General features: G+C 68.5%; 10 protein-coding genes, 1 tRNA gene, 1 other RNA gene and 1 pseudogene. 5 read left to right on the top strand and 8 right to left on the bottom strand.

Going from position 1 to position 15,809, the window contains the following annotated elements; translation table 11 throughout:
- Positions 1-8: 8 nt before the first annotated feature.
- From ABS735_RS36670 to ABS735_RS36655, 4 genes are all read right to left on the bottom strand, one after another.
- Positions 9-1,727, bottom strand: coding sequence for a relaxase/mobilization nuclease domain-containing protein (locus ABS735_RS36670; protein ID WP_373904583.1), 1,719 nt, complete (start codon positions 1,725-1,727; stop codon positions 9-11).
- Positions 1,724-2,065 (bottom strand): plasmid mobilization relaxosome protein MobC, encoded by a 342-nt coding sequence (locus ABS735_RS36665; RefSeq protein ID WP_373904582.1) that lies wholly within the window; start codon positions 2,063-2,065, stop codon positions 1,724-1,726. Before ABS735_RS36665 ends, ABS735_RS36670 begins: the two co-directional genes overlap by 4 nt.
- A 401-nt stretch (positions 2,066-2,466) precedes the next feature.
- Positions 2,467-3,420, bottom strand: coding sequence for a DUF2637 domain-containing protein (locus ABS735_RS36660; protein ID WP_373904581.1), 954 nt, complete (start codon positions 3,418-3,420; stop codon positions 2,467-2,469).
- Positions 3,421-3,802: 382 nt separating this feature from the next.
- Positions 3,803-5,338: a DnaB-like helicase N-terminal domain-containing protein gene (locus ABS735_RS36655; RefSeq protein ID WP_373904580.1), complete on the bottom strand. Its 1,536-nt coding sequence runs from the start codon at positions 5,336-5,338 to the stop codon at positions 3,803-3,805.
- A gap of 326 nt (positions 5,339-5,664) precedes the next feature.
- Between ABS735_RS36655 and ABS735_RS36650 the strand changes: the two genes are divergently transcribed.
- The 3 genes and pseudogenes from ABS735_RS36650 to ABS735_RS36640 form a co-directional block, all read left to right on the top strand.
- Positions 5,665-6,189 (top strand): helix-turn-helix domain-containing protein, encoded by a 525-nt coding sequence (locus ABS735_RS36650; protein ID WP_373904579.1) that lies wholly within the window; start codon positions 5,665-5,667, stop codon positions 6,187-6,189.
- 122 nt (positions 6,190-6,311) lie between these two features.
- On the top strand, positions 6,312-6,611 hold the full coding sequence (locus ABS735_RS36645) for a helix-turn-helix domain-containing protein (protein ID WP_161379574.1): 300 nt from the start codon (positions 6,312-6,314) through the stop codon (positions 6,609-6,611).
- Between the two features lie 10 nt (positions 6,612-6,621).
- Positions 6,622-7,836 (top strand): annotated as a pseudogene (locus tag ABS735_RS36640) (tyrosine-type recombinase/integrase); the annotation flags it as partial.
- A 629-nt stretch (positions 7,837-8,465) separates the two neighbouring features.
- Here the strand turns inward: ABS735_RS36640 and ABS735_RS36635 are convergent.
- From ABS735_RS36635 to ABS735_RS36620, 4 genes are all read right to left on the bottom strand, one after another.
- Entirely contained in the window at positions 8,466-9,566 is a 1,101-nt protein-coding gene (locus ABS735_RS36635; RefSeq protein ID WP_373904577.1) for a BsuBI/PstI family type II restriction endonuclease, read from the bottom strand.
- 1 nt (position 9,567) lies between these two features.
- Positions 9,568-11,334, bottom strand: coding sequence for an Eco57I restriction-modification methylase domain-containing protein (locus ABS735_RS36630; RefSeq protein ID WP_373904576.1), 1,767 nt, complete (start codon positions 11,332-11,334; stop codon positions 9,568-9,570).
- Between the two features lie 561 nt (positions 11,335-11,895).
- Entirely contained in the window at positions 11,896-12,750 is an 855-nt protein-coding gene (locus ABS735_RS36625; RefSeq protein ID WP_476755871.1) for a hypothetical protein, read from the bottom strand.
- A 345-nt stretch (positions 12,751-13,095) separates the two neighbouring features.
- Positions 13,096-13,183: transfer RNA gene (locus ABS735_RS36620), tRNA-Ser, on the bottom strand.
- 74 nt (positions 13,184-13,257) lie between these two features.
- Between ABS735_RS36620 and ffs the strand changes: the two genes are divergently transcribed.
- Together ffs and ABS735_RS36610 are read left to right on the top strand one after the other, a co-directional pair.
- Positions 13,258-13,352: signal recognition particle sRNA small type (gene ffs / locus ABS735_RS36615), an RNA gene on the top strand.
- Positions 13,353-13,398: 46 nt separating this feature from the next.
- Positions 13,399-15,729, top strand: a complete 2,331-nt coding sequence (locus tag ABS735_RS36610; RefSeq protein ID WP_373904574.1) for a DNA polymerase III subunit gamma and tau — start codon at positions 13,399-13,401, stop codon at positions 15,727-15,729.
- Positions 15,730-15,809 lie beyond the last annotated feature (80 nt).

The raw sequence follows: 15,809 nt of genomic DNA, 5'->3' as shown, positions 1-15,809 counted from the left end.
CTTGCGGTTCAGCGTCGCCGAGGGGAGCTGTTCGAGGGCCTGGTCCCGATTTGCGCTGTCCGTTCCGGTGACGAGGCAGAGCGGTTCCCGCTGGCTCGTCGGCCTTGGGTGTTCTGGGGATCAGCGGGGAGGCCGGCCATTCGCCGTAGCCGCCACACGAGCACGTCGCTCATGCCTTCCGCCGTGTCCAGTTCCCGTCGGGCGGCTGCCTGGGTGAGCAGGGTGGTGGGATTGTGGCCGGCGGTCTGGGCTTCGTTGAGGGTGGCTGCGAGGGCGGGCCAGCCGGGTTCAGCGAGGATGCGGTCGGCCAGTTCGGGCAGGGCTTTGCGTACGGCGGTGGTGTGGCGGCGCTGCCAGGCTGGGGCCAGGCGGATTCCCCGCTGGCGAAGCAACGCCATGGGGTGGTCGGCGGCGGCCTTGTAGGCGGCGCGGAGGTGGTCGGCGGCCTGGTGGGCGGCCTCGGCCTGCTGGGCATGCTGCTTCTTGGCGTGCCAGTTCGCGGTGGCGACGGCGAGGAAGATCAGCATGTCGATCGCCATGGCCGTCGTGGCGCCGTCCTCTCCGCGGCCGAGGGCCGAGCCACTGTGGACGAGGTCGCGAGCGGCTTGGCGAAGGGCGCGGTCGTGGCCGTGTGCGGCGCGGACGTGGGAGCGGGAGGCGCGTTCGAACGCGGTGGCGGCATCCTGTAGTTCGTGGCGGGTGTGGGCGGCGGAGGTCTGGGCGAGGGCGTCGAGGACTTCCCCGGTGGCGGCGATCTGCGCGGCGACCATGCCGTCGTCGCCCTGGTCGATGACGAGCAGTGCCTGCCACGCGGCGCTGGTGACGCGTCGGCGTGCGGACGCGGGCCCGGTCACTAGCGGCAGGGCCGGCTGCTGGGCGGCGTCCTCCGAGGGGGTGGTCCAGCGTTCGCGGATGCGGGGCAGGGAGAGGTCCGGGGCGAGCTTGGAACCGGAGTAGAAGACGGGCTCGCCCTTGGCATTGCGGTCGCCGGGGAGGGCAACGGTGTAGCCGATGGTGTCGCCCGACGGTGCGATGCGGCGCCGGATGAGCAGGCCGGCGGAGGCGAGGCGGTCGAAGAACTCCTCCTCGCTCGCCGCCCCGGTCACCGAGCGGCGGATCGCCTCGCGGAGCTCCTCCCGCGGGGTGCGCTGCTTGCCCCGGCGGTCGGCTTTGTGGCGTTCGGCGCTGGTGGGGCGCTTGGCGGCGGTGCCATCCCCCGGGGTGACCTGGCGCAGGCCGTAGTCGGCCTCGATGGCGCGGGCCTCGGTCTGGGCGCGGCGGGCCTCGTTGTGCAGCCGTGGCCGTCGGCCGTCGTCGCGGACCAGGGTGGCGATGATGTGGATGTGGTCGTCGGCGTGCCGGACGGCCGCCCACCGGCAGGCGGCGCCGTCTCCAGCAGGGGCGATGCCGGTGGCGGCGACCATGCGACGGGCGATGGCGGCCCAGTCGTCGTCGGACAGGATCGGGTCTTCGGGGCTGGCGCGTACGGACAGATGCCACACGTGCTTCTTGGGGCGCCGGCCGACGGGCAGGGCGTTCACTGGCTGGTCGAGCAGGCGCTGCAACTGCTTGTAGGTGGCGCTGGGGTCGCGGCCGGGGTCGGGGGTGAGCGGGTCGAAGGCGGCAACCAGGTGGGGGTCGATGTGCTCCTCGTGGGTGCCGGGGCCGTACAGGTAGCGGACCAGCCCGATCGTCCCGCTGCCGCGCTTGTGGATGCGGGGGATCACGCCGGGGCACCGCCGTCCCGGTGGGCGAGCAGGGCATCGGCGGCATCCTCCATGCGACGGGCCGCGCTCAGGACGGCCTGAGCGGTGACGTCGAGGTGAGGTGCGTCGGCGCCGGAGTTGAGGGCCTTGGCGACCTGGTTGAACAGACCGTGAATGCGGCCCAGATGCCGGCGGGCGGCGAAGATCTCGTCTATGACTTCGCGTTCGGTGGCGATTTCGGCGGCGGTACGGGTCAGATCGCGGGCTGCCTTGTCCACGGCGTAGGCGAGGAAGGCGGCGTTGCTCATGGCGCACTGGTCGGCCGCCTTGGTGAAGCGCGCGAACTCCGCGTCGTTCATACGGCAGCTGGGCTGGTGCAGGCGCTTGTGGGGCTTCGGTTGACGAGCGCGCTGACGCTTGCGCGAGAGGGACTCGGCCGGCCGTCCCACTCCAGGCTGCGGTCCGCCCTCGGCCGCTGCCTGCAGACCCGGCGCCCCCTGGCGCTGGGACGCTCCCGCCACCCCCGGGGCGGGAACTCCGGGAGCATTGCTCCCGGGACAACTTGCTGTGCCGTTTGGGGCTGGGGTGGTGGTTGTCGCCTGTTGGGCGGTGGGGGTTTCGTGGTGCGGGTCGTGCATGGATCAGTTCTCCGTTGGGGTGTTGGTGCCGGTGCCTCGCTGTGCGCGGCCTCGTGCCCCGTGCTGTTCTGCGCGGGGCAGGGGGGCCGGAGGGGTGAGGCGATCGGTGCGTTTTGAGGGGGTCAGCCGGTGCCGGCAGGGGCTGTGTCGAGCTCCCTCTGCCGCTGCGAGGTGGCTTCTTCGAGTCCGTCGAGAGGCTCGGCCTGGCCAGTGCGCTCGGCCTGCAACTGGTCGCGCAGGGCGCGGGCGCGCTTCTGGCCGATCCGTAGTGCGCTGCGCAGACGCTCGGCGCTCAGCCGGTCGTCGCTCCAGTCGGCGGTCAGGCGCCGGGCCTCGTCGAGGACTTCGGCGTCGGTGCGGGTGCGGTCGGCGGTCGATTTGGCAGTGGCGGGGACCCGACCGGTCGCCCGACGCGGGGCGGCTCCGGTCGACTCCGCCGCGGCGGCCGGCCGGGGCGGTCGGGGAGCTGGGATCGACTCGTCGGTAGCAGTCGGCCTCGTCACGGGCGCCTCGGCGCTCTTCACGGGGGTCGACTCGGTCAGCTGCTCGGGGGCCGATGCGGCCTGGTCAGACCTCGACCGTGCGGCCTGCCTGTCAGCTTGCTGACTCCCCGACTCGGCACAGGCTGCTTCGGCGGAGTCGGCCGACTCGGGGTTGTGGTGCAGCACCTTCGCCACGAGGTCCGACCCGAAGTAGATCGACCCGACCGGCAGCGATGTCGCCAGCAGCACGAGAGCCCAGTTCGCCGGGGCCCAGTCGGCAAGTCGGCCCCACTGGATCGACGTGGTGTGCAGGGCGGGGATGAGACCGTGCACGTAATTCAGCAGGAGGCTGGCGATCGTGTAGGTCGCCAGGACCCGAAGCGCGAACGTCCGGTCGGTACCGGTCAGCACGAGCGTGGCGATCAGCGCGAGGGCCATCAGCCCGTCGACCACGATCGGGTAGAAGAAGGCGGCGGTGGAGTCGGCGCCGATGGCGCGGGCCACGTCGGACAGCGCGTTCCACGAGACCCGGAAGGCCATGAGGACGACGGCCAGCAGTCCGACGACGAGGGTGATGCGTCCCAGGCGGTTCACGCGATGACCCCCAGCGGGTGTGAGCGCACGGTGGCCGTGGCGGGCGGGAGCAGAGCAATGCCGGAGCGGATGTTGCGGCTGCCGCGTATGGCTGTCGGCGCGCTCGGGGCAGGGGAGTGCAAGGGGCGGGCTCCAGGGTGGGGAAGTGAGGCTGTGGTGCCGGGGTGAGGGGCGTTCACGGTGGGGGCGTTCACGCGGGCCCCCTTCTAAAGGGGGCCCCGCGCGTGATCGCTTGGGCGCGTGTACGGCGTGGGCGCTCGCGTGATCGTTTGACCTGCGGTTTTGCGGTGAGCGTGAGCGCCGTGAGCGGTTTACGGCAGGGTGTTCGCGTGAGGGTCGCGTGTACGGTCGCGTGATCGCTTCGCGCTGACCGACAGGGGGTTCAGCCGACGGCGGTGAGGTGGCGGGAGGAGGCGTAGTAGCGGGTCTGCTGCCCGCCTCCGGCTCCTCCGGCGACGCCGTCGGCCCTGGTGGCCAGGCCGTTGTCGACGAGGCGGGCGAGGTGGCGTCGTGCCTTCTCGACGTCGGCGCGCTCGGGGTCGCCGCCTCCGATCAGGATGGCTGCCAGGTCGCGGGCGGTCATGCCGCCTGGTGCGTTGCGCAGCAGGACGGCGGGATCCTTGGTCGGGTCGACCGTGGTGGTGCCGCGCTTGTGGTCGTGGGTGACGTCCAGCGGGCCGACCTCACCGGTGGGGGTCTTGAGGTGGTGCAGGGTGACCGCGGGGTCGCCTGCCCGGCCGGTGACGAAGAGGACGCTGCCTGCGCCGGCGGTGATCCATGTGGAGCCGTAGACCTGGTCCAGACTGGGGCGCTGGCCGCGCGGGGCGTCGGCAGTGGCCTTGCGCTGGTGGTGCAGCTCCAGGATCTCCACGCCGCCTCGCAGGGCGCGCATGCGGGCGTTGTGGAAGGCGACCGCGAGACTGTCGTCGACCATCGTGCTGACGGCGTCCTTGAGGCTGTCGATCACGATCGTGTCGGCCTGGTGCGCGGCGGCGAGGTCGGCGAGGAGGTCGGGTTCCTTGTCGAGGGTGGCGGGCAGTGGCCCCTCCCAGACGACGAGTCGCTCGCGCAGGATCGCTTCGTCGGTGTCGAAGACGCGGCGGTTCATGGCCTTGGCGATCTGCTTGGGCCGGTCCATGGCCAGATAGAGCACCCGCCTGCTGGGCGCGACCGGCATCTCCAGAACCGTCTCCGACAGGCCGAGGCGGGCGAAGATCACCTGGTGGGCCAGGGTGGTCTTGCCGACCCCGGGTGCGCCGACGATCATCAGGCTCTCGCCAGGCGCCCAGACCGTCATCTCACGCGTGCCCCACAGGGGCTCGGCGTCCGCGCCGGTCTCCTTGACGAAGGACCACCCGTCCCTGGCGAAGCGGTTCAGGCGCCCCTGACCCGAGGCCAGCGCCCGCTCACGCTCGGCCCGCATCTCCGCCTCCACCTCGCTGCGTATCGCTTCGGGATCGGCGCCCGGCTCCTGGGCGCGTTGGGCAGTGCGTATGGCGGAGGCGAGCAGCCGGCGCAGGTTGGCCTTCTCGCGGATGATCTCCGCGTGATGCTCTGCGCCGCCGGTGCCGTAGTGCAGGTCGGCGAGCTGGAACACGTAGGTGTTGCCACCGACTCGCTGCAGATCACCCTGCCGTTGGAGGAGTTCGGTGAGGGCGATCGGGTCGGTCGGCTTGTCCTCGCGGTGCTGGGCAAGCAGTGCACGCCAGATGGTCTCGTGCGCGGGCCGGTAGAAGGCGGCGTCGCCGAGTATGGGCCGGACAGTGTCGATCACGTCGGCGCTGTGCATACAGGCGCCCAGGACCGCATGCTCGGCGTCGATGTTGAATGGTGCGTGGAGCATGTCCGTCGACGGCTCGGCGTCGGCCGAGACGGCGGGGGATGGCGGCTGCGGGGTCAGGGGCGTACCCTGGGGCATGAAGCTCCTCTCCTGCGGGGCCATATGGGACGGCAATCCCGGCCAGGCAGGTTGATCGCTAGGGATGGCGGTTGCAGAGGTTTGCGCTTTGAACCCCTCGGTGTCGCGCCGAGGGGTTTTTCGCGTCGGGTCTCCGGTCGGTGTCTGGGCAGGACTACCAGCATGCCACATGATCTGCGAAATGCAATATATCTATGCCTGATGCAGAGAGTGTCGATGATCACTAGCCATGCGTAACGCATTGACCCCCTGCGAAAGGCAGAGCGTGTGGTACAGTTTTGGTTCCCTGCATATTGCAGGGGTGTCCTGCGACAGGAAGGAGGGTGATGGCGGACGATGAGACCCCCCAGGGGATCCTGCTCAGCGGCGAGGAGAACGCCGCTGTACGGATCAAGCTCGAACGCGAGCGGCGCGGCTGGAGCACGACCGCCCTGTCCGACCGCATGAACGAGGCCGGCTTCGAAATGAACCCGTCCGCGGTCTGGCGGATCGAGAACCGCAAGCGACGCATCAATCTCGATGAGGCGATCGGCTTCGCCGAGATCTTCGGCGTCGACCTCCGAAACCTTGCCGGCCCTCCGCAGCTCGCTGCGAAGGGCCGCGCCATGGAACTCATCGACAAGGTCGTCGCCGCCCACCAGGAGACCCAGCGCGCCCAGCACGTGTTCACCCGCGCTCGTGACGACTTCGACGCCTACATCGCTGAACACCCCGACATCCGCGAAGAGGCGGACGTGATGGTCTCCAACGCCATCGCCGAAAGCGTCATGAAGATGAACGCGGAGATCTACGGGCCCGCGCCCGGCACGCAATCCGACTCTGAGCAGGCGGACTCCGCTCCCAACGCGTAGCGCCTCCGCCGCCTGACCTGGGCCCGCAAACCCCCAGGCACGGAACCCACCGCACACATCCCGAGATCAACCGGCCAGGTCGGGGTTGCCGCCCCATCACCTGCCAGGAAACGGACTTCTCCTTGCCCGAAAACGCCCTGCCCATCACTCAGATCGCCCAGCTCCTCGGCGTCGCCGAGACTGAGCTGCGCGCTCTGATGAACCAGCGCGACGCCTCCCACGGCGATGCCACTCTCGTCGGCCTCACCGTCGCCGAAGCCGCACGGCGGATCGGCATCGGCCGCACCAAGCTGTACGAGTACGTATCCTCCGGCGAGATCTCCTCCGTGAAGATCGGCCGGCTGCGCCGCATACCCGCCGAGGCGCTGAACGACTTCCTAGCCAGGCGCCCCGACTCGGCGGACTACACGACCGCGGCCTGAAGGGGGCGGAATGACCAAGTCCTCGAAGTCCCGCCAGCCCAATGGTGCCTCCACCATCTTCCTCGGCAAGGACGGCCGCTGGCACGGCTACGTCACCGTCGGCGTCAAGGATGACGGCAGCCCGGATCGTCGTCACGTCGGCCGCAAGACGCGCACCGCGGTCACCAAGGCCGTACGCGACCTGGAGAAGCAGCGCGACTCCACGGGCGTCCGCAAGGCCGGTCAGACCTGGACGGTCGAGACCTGGCTGACCCACTGGGTGGAGAACATCGCCGCACCCAACGTCGGTGAGAACACCATCGACGGCTACCGCGTGGCGGTCTACCACCACCTCATCCCCGGGCTGGGCGCCCACCGTCTGGAGAAGCTGGAGCCGGAGCACCTGGAGCGCCTTTACCGGAAGATGCAAGCGGACGGTAGCGCCGCCGGCACCGCCCACCAGGTGCATCGCACGGTCAAGACGGCGCTCAACGAGGCCGTACGCCGTCGCCACCTCACTATCAACCCGGCGTCCGTCGCCAAGCCACCCAAGGTCGAAGAAGAGGAGGTCGAGCCGTACACGCTCGAAGAGGTCCAGCGTCTTCTCGCCGAGGCCACCAAAGTGCGCAATACCGCCCGCTGGGTGATCGCGCTCGCGCTCGGCCTGCGCCAGGGCGAGGCCCTGGGCCTGCAGTGGGGGGACGTTGACTTCGAGGCGGGTGTGATCCTCGTACGCCGGGGCCGCCTGCGGCCACGCTACCAGCACGGATGCGGCGACAAATGTGAGCGGAAGCCCGGCTACTGCCCACAGAAGATCAACGTGCGACGCGAGACGAAGGACACCAAGACCCGCGCGGGCAAGCGCCCGATCGGTGTGCCGGACGAGCTGCTGGGGCTCCTGCGACAGCACAAGGAGAAGCAGGACCGCGAGCGGGCCCTGGCCCGCGACCTGTGGGTGGAGAAGGGGTACGTGTTCACCTCGCCGACGGGCGAGCCGCTCAACCCCAACACCGACTACCACCGGTGGAAAGACCTGCTGGAGGCCGCCGGTGTACGCGACGGCCGCCTCCACGACGCCCGCCACACCGCCGCCACCGTGCTGCTGATCCTTGGCGTCCCCGAAGGGGTTGTCGACCGCATCATGGGATGGGAACCCGGCAAGTCCGCCCGGATGCGCCGGCGCTATCAGCACCTCACCGGCCAGGTGCTCCAGCAGACGGCCGCGAAGATTGGCGGCCTGCTGTGGGGTCCGAAGCCACACGTGCTCGAACCGGCGCATGGAGGTCCAGTGCCTGGCCCGAGCCAGACCTCCGTTCCGGCGGAGCCTACGGTGCATGTGGCTCTCCTTGGCGAACGCCGCATCCCGTTCCTGCACCGCGAGCACGCTGACGCCGTGGCATCGCACTGGGGCGCCGACCATCCCGGCCATCCGGCAGAGCACGAGGAATGGGATCGGGATAAGTGGGAGGACAAGGGCCTGGGCGGCATACGGGCCATCCGCGACCGCATGCCCGACCGTCGGATCGTCCATCACGCCCAAGCCGTGTTCCTGCCAGGCGGCGAGCGGCTCAACATCGGCCGTGATGACCAATGGTCCGTCACGGCCTGGGAATTCGAGACCGACATCTACACCGACCTCCCGGTGCGCTGGCACACCACTCGCCGTCCAGGCCAGGAGGTCGAGGCTCAGGTCCGTGGCACGGACCAGAAGGCCGTTACCGCCGCGTTCGCCGAGGCTTGTGCACAAGCTGTGGACCGCGCGAAGAATCCCGGCAATTACGGCGATGTTAGCGATCGGTGACTTCAGGCGTGACCGGACCCGTCATACGGGCCGGCCACGCAACCGCCGACGTGTGAGAGCGGCGCGGGTGCGAGCTATGGCTCGTCTGCGCTGGGGACCACCTGGTACCAGGCAAGTTCATGGTGCGGCTCGTCAGCGAACCATGCCCAGGTTCCCGACGCGAGGTCCTTTAGTCGCTTTCTGGCTGCCCCATCATTACGCGACCAGAAGGCCGTCAGAAATGAACACCTATCTGCTTTGATGCCTTGTTGATCGGCCCACTTGAGTAGTGCTTTGCGGCGTGCTGTGGTGACTGCACCATCTGTCGCCACAGCCTCAATGATCCAGAAGCGTACGGGGTCTGATCCAGCATCGGCCATCAGTACATCGGGGAGTACGTTCTTTGCGTCGATCTTGATGCCGAGGGTCTGTAGGAGCTGAACGTCTCCGAAATGAACTTTGTCGCCTGGCTCGGAAATTGCGAGGACGATCGGGGTTATCAGGCGAGCCTGAGACCAGGTCTCAATGACGCCCTTGATGATCAGCGATGAGATTCCTGCAGTCAGGTCTCGTGTTGCGCCACCACTGTTCGGCAGTTCCACCCTGACGGCATGTTTTTGCGTCTCTGTCTTAATTGCCAGATTGGCTTTGAGGCGCGCACCCTTATCGAGGTGCTTGTCCCTCCACTGCTGTGCTGCTTCCTCTACGGCCTCGTCGGAGAGGCTCGGATCGAAGAGGTCCGCAAAGTGGTCCAGAAGCGACCAGCAGGGTCGGCTACTGGAGGTAGGGAGGTCTACGCGTCGCCTCATCGCACCGTGCTCGCGCCACTCGCGAAAGGTCTCATCCCGGAGTGTCTCGCGCGAATTGTCTCGGTACAAGGGCTGAAACTGCACACCCCATGACTCGTGCAGCGCGACCACATGCTTGTGGTTCTTGGCGGCCGCTTCTCGCCAGGCTATGCGCTCAGCATCAGAGCTGTGTTCTAGGGCCGCCTCGGACATCCACAGCACGGTAGTGGGGCGGGCCCATTGTGTGGATTCCACGTCGTCATCGATGTTGCACACTGCGTCGATGTGAATGAGGGCAGTTATGGCCATTGCTGCCAACGGAGACGAGAAGACAGTGTCAAAAGCGGCCCGCGGGAAGATGATATTAAGACGCCGCTCGGCTTCCTCAGGGCTGATGGGATTTCTCAAGTCAGACTCCCTCGGGCCGGTAAGCGGCGGCTACGGCAGCTTCCAGCGCAGCGCCCTCCAATTCGTTCCATGTGCGCACCACGTTTCGATCAGGCAACGGAATGGACTCCAGTTCGTAGGCGCTTAGCGCGACGGATCCAGAAATGCTGCGTATAACGCGGTCCAACGTCTTCGTAGCGAGCAGACGTGTCATTGCCTCTGTAGTGAGCACAGGATCCGCGGCGACGGGGCGCAACACGTTGACGTGGTTCTCGACGGTGACGCGGCCATGGCGGTCGTCAAGCGCCCCCTGGCTGAGGTGCGCAGCGATAAGTCGCCGAGACTGTTCTGGCGCGGTCGTGCGCTGCACTAGGACAGCTGGCTCATCCAGCACCATCACCCTGTGATCTGAGTCAGCCGTTAGCGCGAGGTAGCGCATCGAGTCTCTTGCCGGATCACGATGCAAGATCCCGCCATCGATGTCAGCGGCCCAGATGACGTGGGACCGAGTCGGGCCCCACGTGGGGTATAGATCTTTGCTGCGTCGGTTCCAGACAAGTGGTCCCGTGGAAGCCCGCCATCCGAGCGAGGCGAGGGTGGCTGTCATCGCGGAAGCTGCCGCCGCGATGGGGGCATCGTCGGAGCGACGCGCTAGCACCCAAGGCTCGCTTGTCCTCTGCATCTTCACGGAGGCGATGGTGGTTTCGGCGCTACCCAGGCTGGTGATTCGGGTCTTCTGACGTCTGCGTCGCTCGAAGACGGCGAGGCACGTCTCCTGCAGCACAGAGGTGAATACGCCGCTGCGATCCTCCACGAACGTGACCGCGCTCATCCCGGCCTCTTGTCCCAGGTGGGCCCGCAGGTTCGCGAAGTAGCGTCCGCTGGTGAAGCTCGTCGGCACCAGAGCGGCCAGGACCCCATACTCGTCGAGTGACTCGACGGCAGTTGCCATGAACAGACCGTAGAGATTCGCGTGTCCGTAGAGTACGTGTTTGTAGCGGTTGCGCTCGACGGAGGACAGGCGCACGCGCCCGTAGGGCGGATTCATCAGTACAACGCGGACAGCCTTCTCTGGAGAGATGAGGCCATCGCCCACGTGAGCCAGTGCCGGTAGAGGCTTGCGCTGCTCGTCCGGGATGCGAGCAACCGTGGGGAGCATCTCCGCAGCCAGCGCAACGTTGGCCACCCAAACGGCGGCCGGATCGGTGTCGACGCCTTGGACTAGGTCCGGGAGACCCGCGATCGTTTCTGCAGGATCAGCCCCATACGAGGCATGCAGATGCTCGCGCAGAGCGGGCAGTAGCAGAGCGCCGGCTCCGCATGCCGGATCTCGCACTACCCCGGGTAGCACTTGCTTTCGCGGGGGCATTCCCAGGCTCTTCCGCGCTAGCTCCCATAGATGAGATGCGAGCTCAGGGGGCGTGTAGTGGCGTCCATGACGCGACCGCGTAGCAGGTGAGAGCGCCTCCACATAGGTGGCTCCCACCTGCTCAGGTGAGAGTGAACTCCATGAGTCCCCCAGTGGCGGCGGATCAAGCGGCAGGTCCACGGGGGACTGGGCCTCAACGGCGTATGCGATGTCCAACCATTGATCGGCGAGGCCAGCCGCCGACGCCTTAGCTCTCCACCACGCTGGGATGGCGGTGAGTACAGCGGTGGCAGTGGCCGTCAGTTCGCCGGGACCGCTTTCCACCACCTCGCTGCGGGAACCACGCGAGCCGAGAGGACGTGCCAGAGAGACGCTCTCCACGGCTTCTGACATAGCCGCGGCGACGAGCAAGTCTGGCATGTAGCGGCACTCCTTTAAGCGATGGGGCTCGGCGCAACACTATCCATTCAAATCATCGATGTCCGTGATAGCTGCGAAGCACTGAGGGTCCCCAGAGTCGCAGGTGCCTCTGACAATGAGGCTCACAGATGTGCAAAGGGGTGTGATTAACCTCGAAACGGGCATGGTTCCACGCGCCGAACACTGATCACCGAGATCAATGCCAAGTAGGAGGCATGGATCCGTGACCGACTCCGCCGAACGCGGGGTCATCGGCTCAGGCTCTGCAGACACGCTGCCCTCGCACAGCCCGCGCTCAGCTCTGGCTAGTGCGGGCGGACTCTCTTCCCCCTCTGCTGCTACCAACGTTCTCGATGTCACCCCAGTCCTGGATCGAGCGCTGACGCCCACTTCGTGTGGCCGCACGCGGGCCATCGGTGAAGCGACCCGCAAGATTCTGCCGCCAACGTGACTTCGTCGCAGACGGGGACCGAGGCGGCCAGTTGAGAGTCCAATCTCGACTGGCGCGGTGGAGCCGCCCAGAAGCGGTTGGCTGGTGTCCAACAGGCACTGCCTCGGGGCTCAACTACCGGCTGGCAGTCCCGGAAGCACGACTCCCGTGTAAGCGGCAAGCACGCTGCCGAGCGCGCCGCTCACGACAGGCGAGTTCAGGATCGCCGCGACGGAGGAACCCCACCGCTGGAGGCGTCCCGGATCCGGGTTGTCGCTGCCGGCTTCCTCTTCCATGCGATTGGCCAACTGGGTGAACTCAGCGGCGTCATCCTCGGGCAGGTCGAGAATGGGGGCAGCCTGGCGTAGGGCACGAGCCAGCATCACGACGTCCGCCAGGTTGACGCCGTTGTTGGTGGTGGCGTTCAGAGTGAAGTCGCGGCTGTTCGCCGCGATGTTGCCTGTGTTCGATCCAATGTTGAACGTCGTGTTGCCGCCGCTGTTGCGGCGTTCGTAGGCGCCGATGTCTCCCCCGTAGTTCTCCACGCAGTTTTCTCCTTCAGCGGTGATCTCCGCCTGCGCGGGACCGTCCCCACTCGCAAGCACGTAGCCGTTGATCAGTCCCCGGGAGTGGAGGTAGCCGGCGGCGCGATCGATCTCTCGGGCAGTGAGGCGTTCACCCTCGAAGAGCGACTGGGGGGCCTGCCGCACGTCCGCGACGGCCGGCATGGCGGTGCCTTCATGTCTGCGCTGCCACAGCCAGACCAGCAGCCCTCTACGCGCGGCATCGACCCGCGCCGCGGGATCGGCCCGCCGACGCTTGCGCTCCTCCATCCATTGGATGCCACGTGGTGTGAGATTGGCTGCGGGATCGCCGTAGGTGGAGTAGCGGTCGTCCAGGAGCCCGCGGCTCTTGCAGTACTGCAAGAGCCGGAACGACTGCTGCTTGTCGAGGCCGTGTGTGGCGCCGAACTCGGTGATCGACACGTCCCCCATCGGATCGGCTGCCGTGTGGTCAGAGACCCACTCCACAAGTGGTTCGTGCAGCTCAGCAAAGTCAGTGACCACAACGGCTCCCTTGCACTAGGCGGCAGTACAGCTGAGCGTAGGAGGTGGCACTGACAGCACGCAGTTCCCAGCCTGGATCCAGGACCGTGGGCAACTGCCGACCCAAGATCAAACGGCCGTGCCGTTGGCGGTGGTGCCCAACCGCAGTTCGCCGAGATTCGCCCTCTGTCCGATCATGCAACTGCAACCAAAACTGCAACCACGCATGTCGAAGGGCCCCACCGCGAACGGTGGGGCCCTTCGACATCGTGCCCGGTGAGGCACTGGCGGAGGATACGAGATTCGAACTCGTGAGGGGTTGCCCCCAACACGCTTTCCAAGCGTGCGCCCTAGGCCTCTAGGCGAATCCTCCGCCGAGAACATTACATGACGCCGGGGAGTGCTTGCGAACTCGTTCCCAGGGCCCCACATCGGGTAACGTGTGGCCCAGCCCCTCACGCGGCGCTATCTGACTGAACTCCCCCAGGGCCGGAAGGCAGCAAGGGTAGGTCGGCTCTGGCGGGTGCGTGGGGGGCGTCTCATTTGCGGGCGGTCCGGTTGTCGGTGGGCGCCTATAACCTCGTATGCGTGTCGTCTCTCGCGCTCTACCGCCGTTACCGCCCGGAGTCCTTCGCCGAGGTCATCGGGCAGGGGCATGTCACCGACCCGCTGCAGCAGGCGCTGCGGAACAACCGGGTCAATCACGCGTACCTGTTCAGCGGTCCGCGCGGCTGCGGCAAGACGACCAGTGCCCGGATCCTGGCGCGCTGTCTGAACTGCGAGCAGGGTCCGACGCCGACGCCGTGCGGCGAGTGCCAGTCCTGCCGCGACCTCGCCAGGAACGGGCCGGGTTCGATCGACGTCATCGAGATCGACGCCGCCTCGCACGGTGGTGTGGACGACGCCCGTGACCTGCGGGAGAAGGCCTTCTTCGGGCCCGCGTCCAGCCGGTACAAGATCTACATCATCGACGAGGCCCACATGGTCTCCCCGCAGGGTTTCAACGCCCTGCTGAAGGTCGTCGAGGAGCCTCCGGAGCATCTGAAGTTCATCTTCGCGACCACCGAGCCCGAGAAGGTCATCGGGACCATCCGGTCGCGGACCCACCACTACCCCTTCCGGCTCGTGCCGCCCGGCACCCTGCGCGACTACCTCGCCGAGGTGTGCGGCAGGGAGGGCATCGCGGTCGAGGAGGGTGTGCTCCCGCTCGTGGTGCGGGCCGGCGCGGGGTCCGTGCGTGACTCCATGTCCGTCATGGACCAGCTGCTCGCGGGCGCCGGTGCCGACGGTGTGACGTACGACATGACCACCGCGCTGCTCGGCTACACGGACGGTTCGCTGCTCGACTCCGTCGTCGAGGCGTTCGTCTCGGGGGACGGCTCCGCCGCCTTCGGGGTCGTGGACGGGGTGATCGAGGGGGGCAACGACCCGCGGCGTTTCGTGACCGACCTCCTTGAGCGCCTGCGTGACCTGGTGATCCTCGCCGCCGTGCCCGACGCGGCGGAGAAGGGGCTCATCGACGCACCCGCCGACGTCGTCGAGCGGATGCAGGCCCAGGCGCGGTCCTTCGGCGCCGCCGAGCTGAGCCGGGCCGCCGACATCGTCAACGAGGGGCTCACCGAGATGCGCGGCGCCCACTCGCCGCGCCTCCAGCTGGAGCTGATCTGCGCGCGCGTGCTGCTGCCCGCCGCGTACGGCGACGAGCGGTCCGTCATGGCACGGCTGGACCGGATCGAGCGCGGGGTGCAGTTCTCGGCCGGTGCGGGCACGCCCGCCATGGGGTACGTGCCCGGGCCCGAGGCGCATGCCGGTGCGGGGGGCGCGGCGCCCGCCGCGGCCCGTGCGGCGGTACGGGGGGAGGGCGCCGGTGCGCCGGGAGGCGGCCCGGGCAGCGGTTCGTCCTCCGAGGCGGGCGCCGGTGCCGGTTCCCCGTCCGACGCGGGTGGCCCTCCTGCCGGGGGCGGGCATCCGCAGGCGGCGCCTTCTTCCGCCGTCGCCGGTCCTGCGGCTCCCGCTGCACCTTCACCTGCCGCTTCACCTGCCGCCGACCCCGCTTCGGCTCCCGCTCCCGCTTCCGCTTCGGCTTCGGCTTCAGCGCCCGCGCCCGGTGCCTGGCCGACCGCGGCTCCCGCGGGTGGGGGGCGCCGCCCCGGCGGGTGGCCCACGGCGGTCCCGGCGGGCGGCGGACAGTCCCGGACACCGGCCGCTCCCGGTCCCGGCCCCGCTGAGGCTCCGGCCTCGGCCCCGGCTCCCGCGGCGGCCGCCCCCGCACCCGTCTCTCCGCCGCCGGGCGCTCCCGGGATCGACCCCCGTTCGCTCTGGCCCAACATCCTGGAAGCGGTCAAGAACCGCCGCCGGTTCACCTGGATCCTGCTCAGCCAGAACGCCCAGGTCACCGGCTTCGACGGCACCTCCCTCCAGCTCGGCTTCGTCAACGCCGGCGCCCGGGACAACTTCGTGAGCAGCGGCAGCGAGGACGTGCTGCGGCAAGCCCTCGCCGAGCAGTTCAACGTGCAGTGGAAGATCGACGCGGTCGTCGACCCCTCCGGCGGCTCGGCGCCCCCGCCCGGTGCCGGTCCGTCCGGTCCCTCGGGCGGCTACGGCGGCGGGGGCGGCGGCTTCGGTGGTGGCGGCGGCGGAGGCGGTTTCGGCGGGGGCGCACCCGCACAGCGGCCGTCGGCGCCCGCATCCGCGCCCGCCGCGCCACCTGCGGCCCCCGCGTCGGCCCCGGCGTCCGCTCCTGCCCCGGCCCCCGCCCCCGCGCCTCGGCCCTCGGCACCCGAGCCGCCCCCGGTCTCCCCCGAGGACGACATTCCCGAGGACGACGACCCCGACCTCGACGAGTCCGCGCTTTCCGGCAAGGAGCTGCTGGTACGCGAACTGGGCGCCACGGTGGTCGAGGAGATCGCCAACGAGTAGAGCGAGCAGGACGTGCAGGATGAGCAGGACGTGCAGGATGAGGAGGGCCGGGGGGCTCCTGGAGGAAGCCACAAGCGTCC

The organism is Streptomyces sp. MMCC 100, assembly GCF_041538145.2.
Taxonomy (GTDB): Bacteria; Actinomycetota; Actinomycetes; order Streptomycetales; family Streptomycetaceae; genus Streptomyces.
The sequence above is the reverse complement of the archived record's forward strand: the minus strand, read 5'-3'. Positions and strand labels throughout refer to the sequence as shown.

Bases quoted from the DNA above. Each gene is read 5' to 3' on its own strand.
- ABS735_RS36665 (WP_373904582.1), bottom strand. From the start codon at position 2,065: ATGAACGACGCGGAGTTCGCGCGCTTCACCAAGGCGGCCGACCAGTGC.
- ABS735_RS36630 (WP_373904576.1), bottom strand. From the start codon at position 11,334: ATGCCAGACTTGCTCGTCGCCGCGGCTATGTCAGAAGCCGTGGAGAGC.
- ABS735_RS36655 (WP_373904580.1), bottom strand. From the start codon at position 5,338: ATGCCCCAGGGTACGCCCCTGACCCCGCAGCCGCCATCCCCCGCCGTC.
- ABS735_RS36650 (WP_373904579.1), top strand. From the start codon at position 5,665: ATGGCGGACGATGAGACCCCCCAGGGGATCCTGCTCAGCGGCGAGGAG.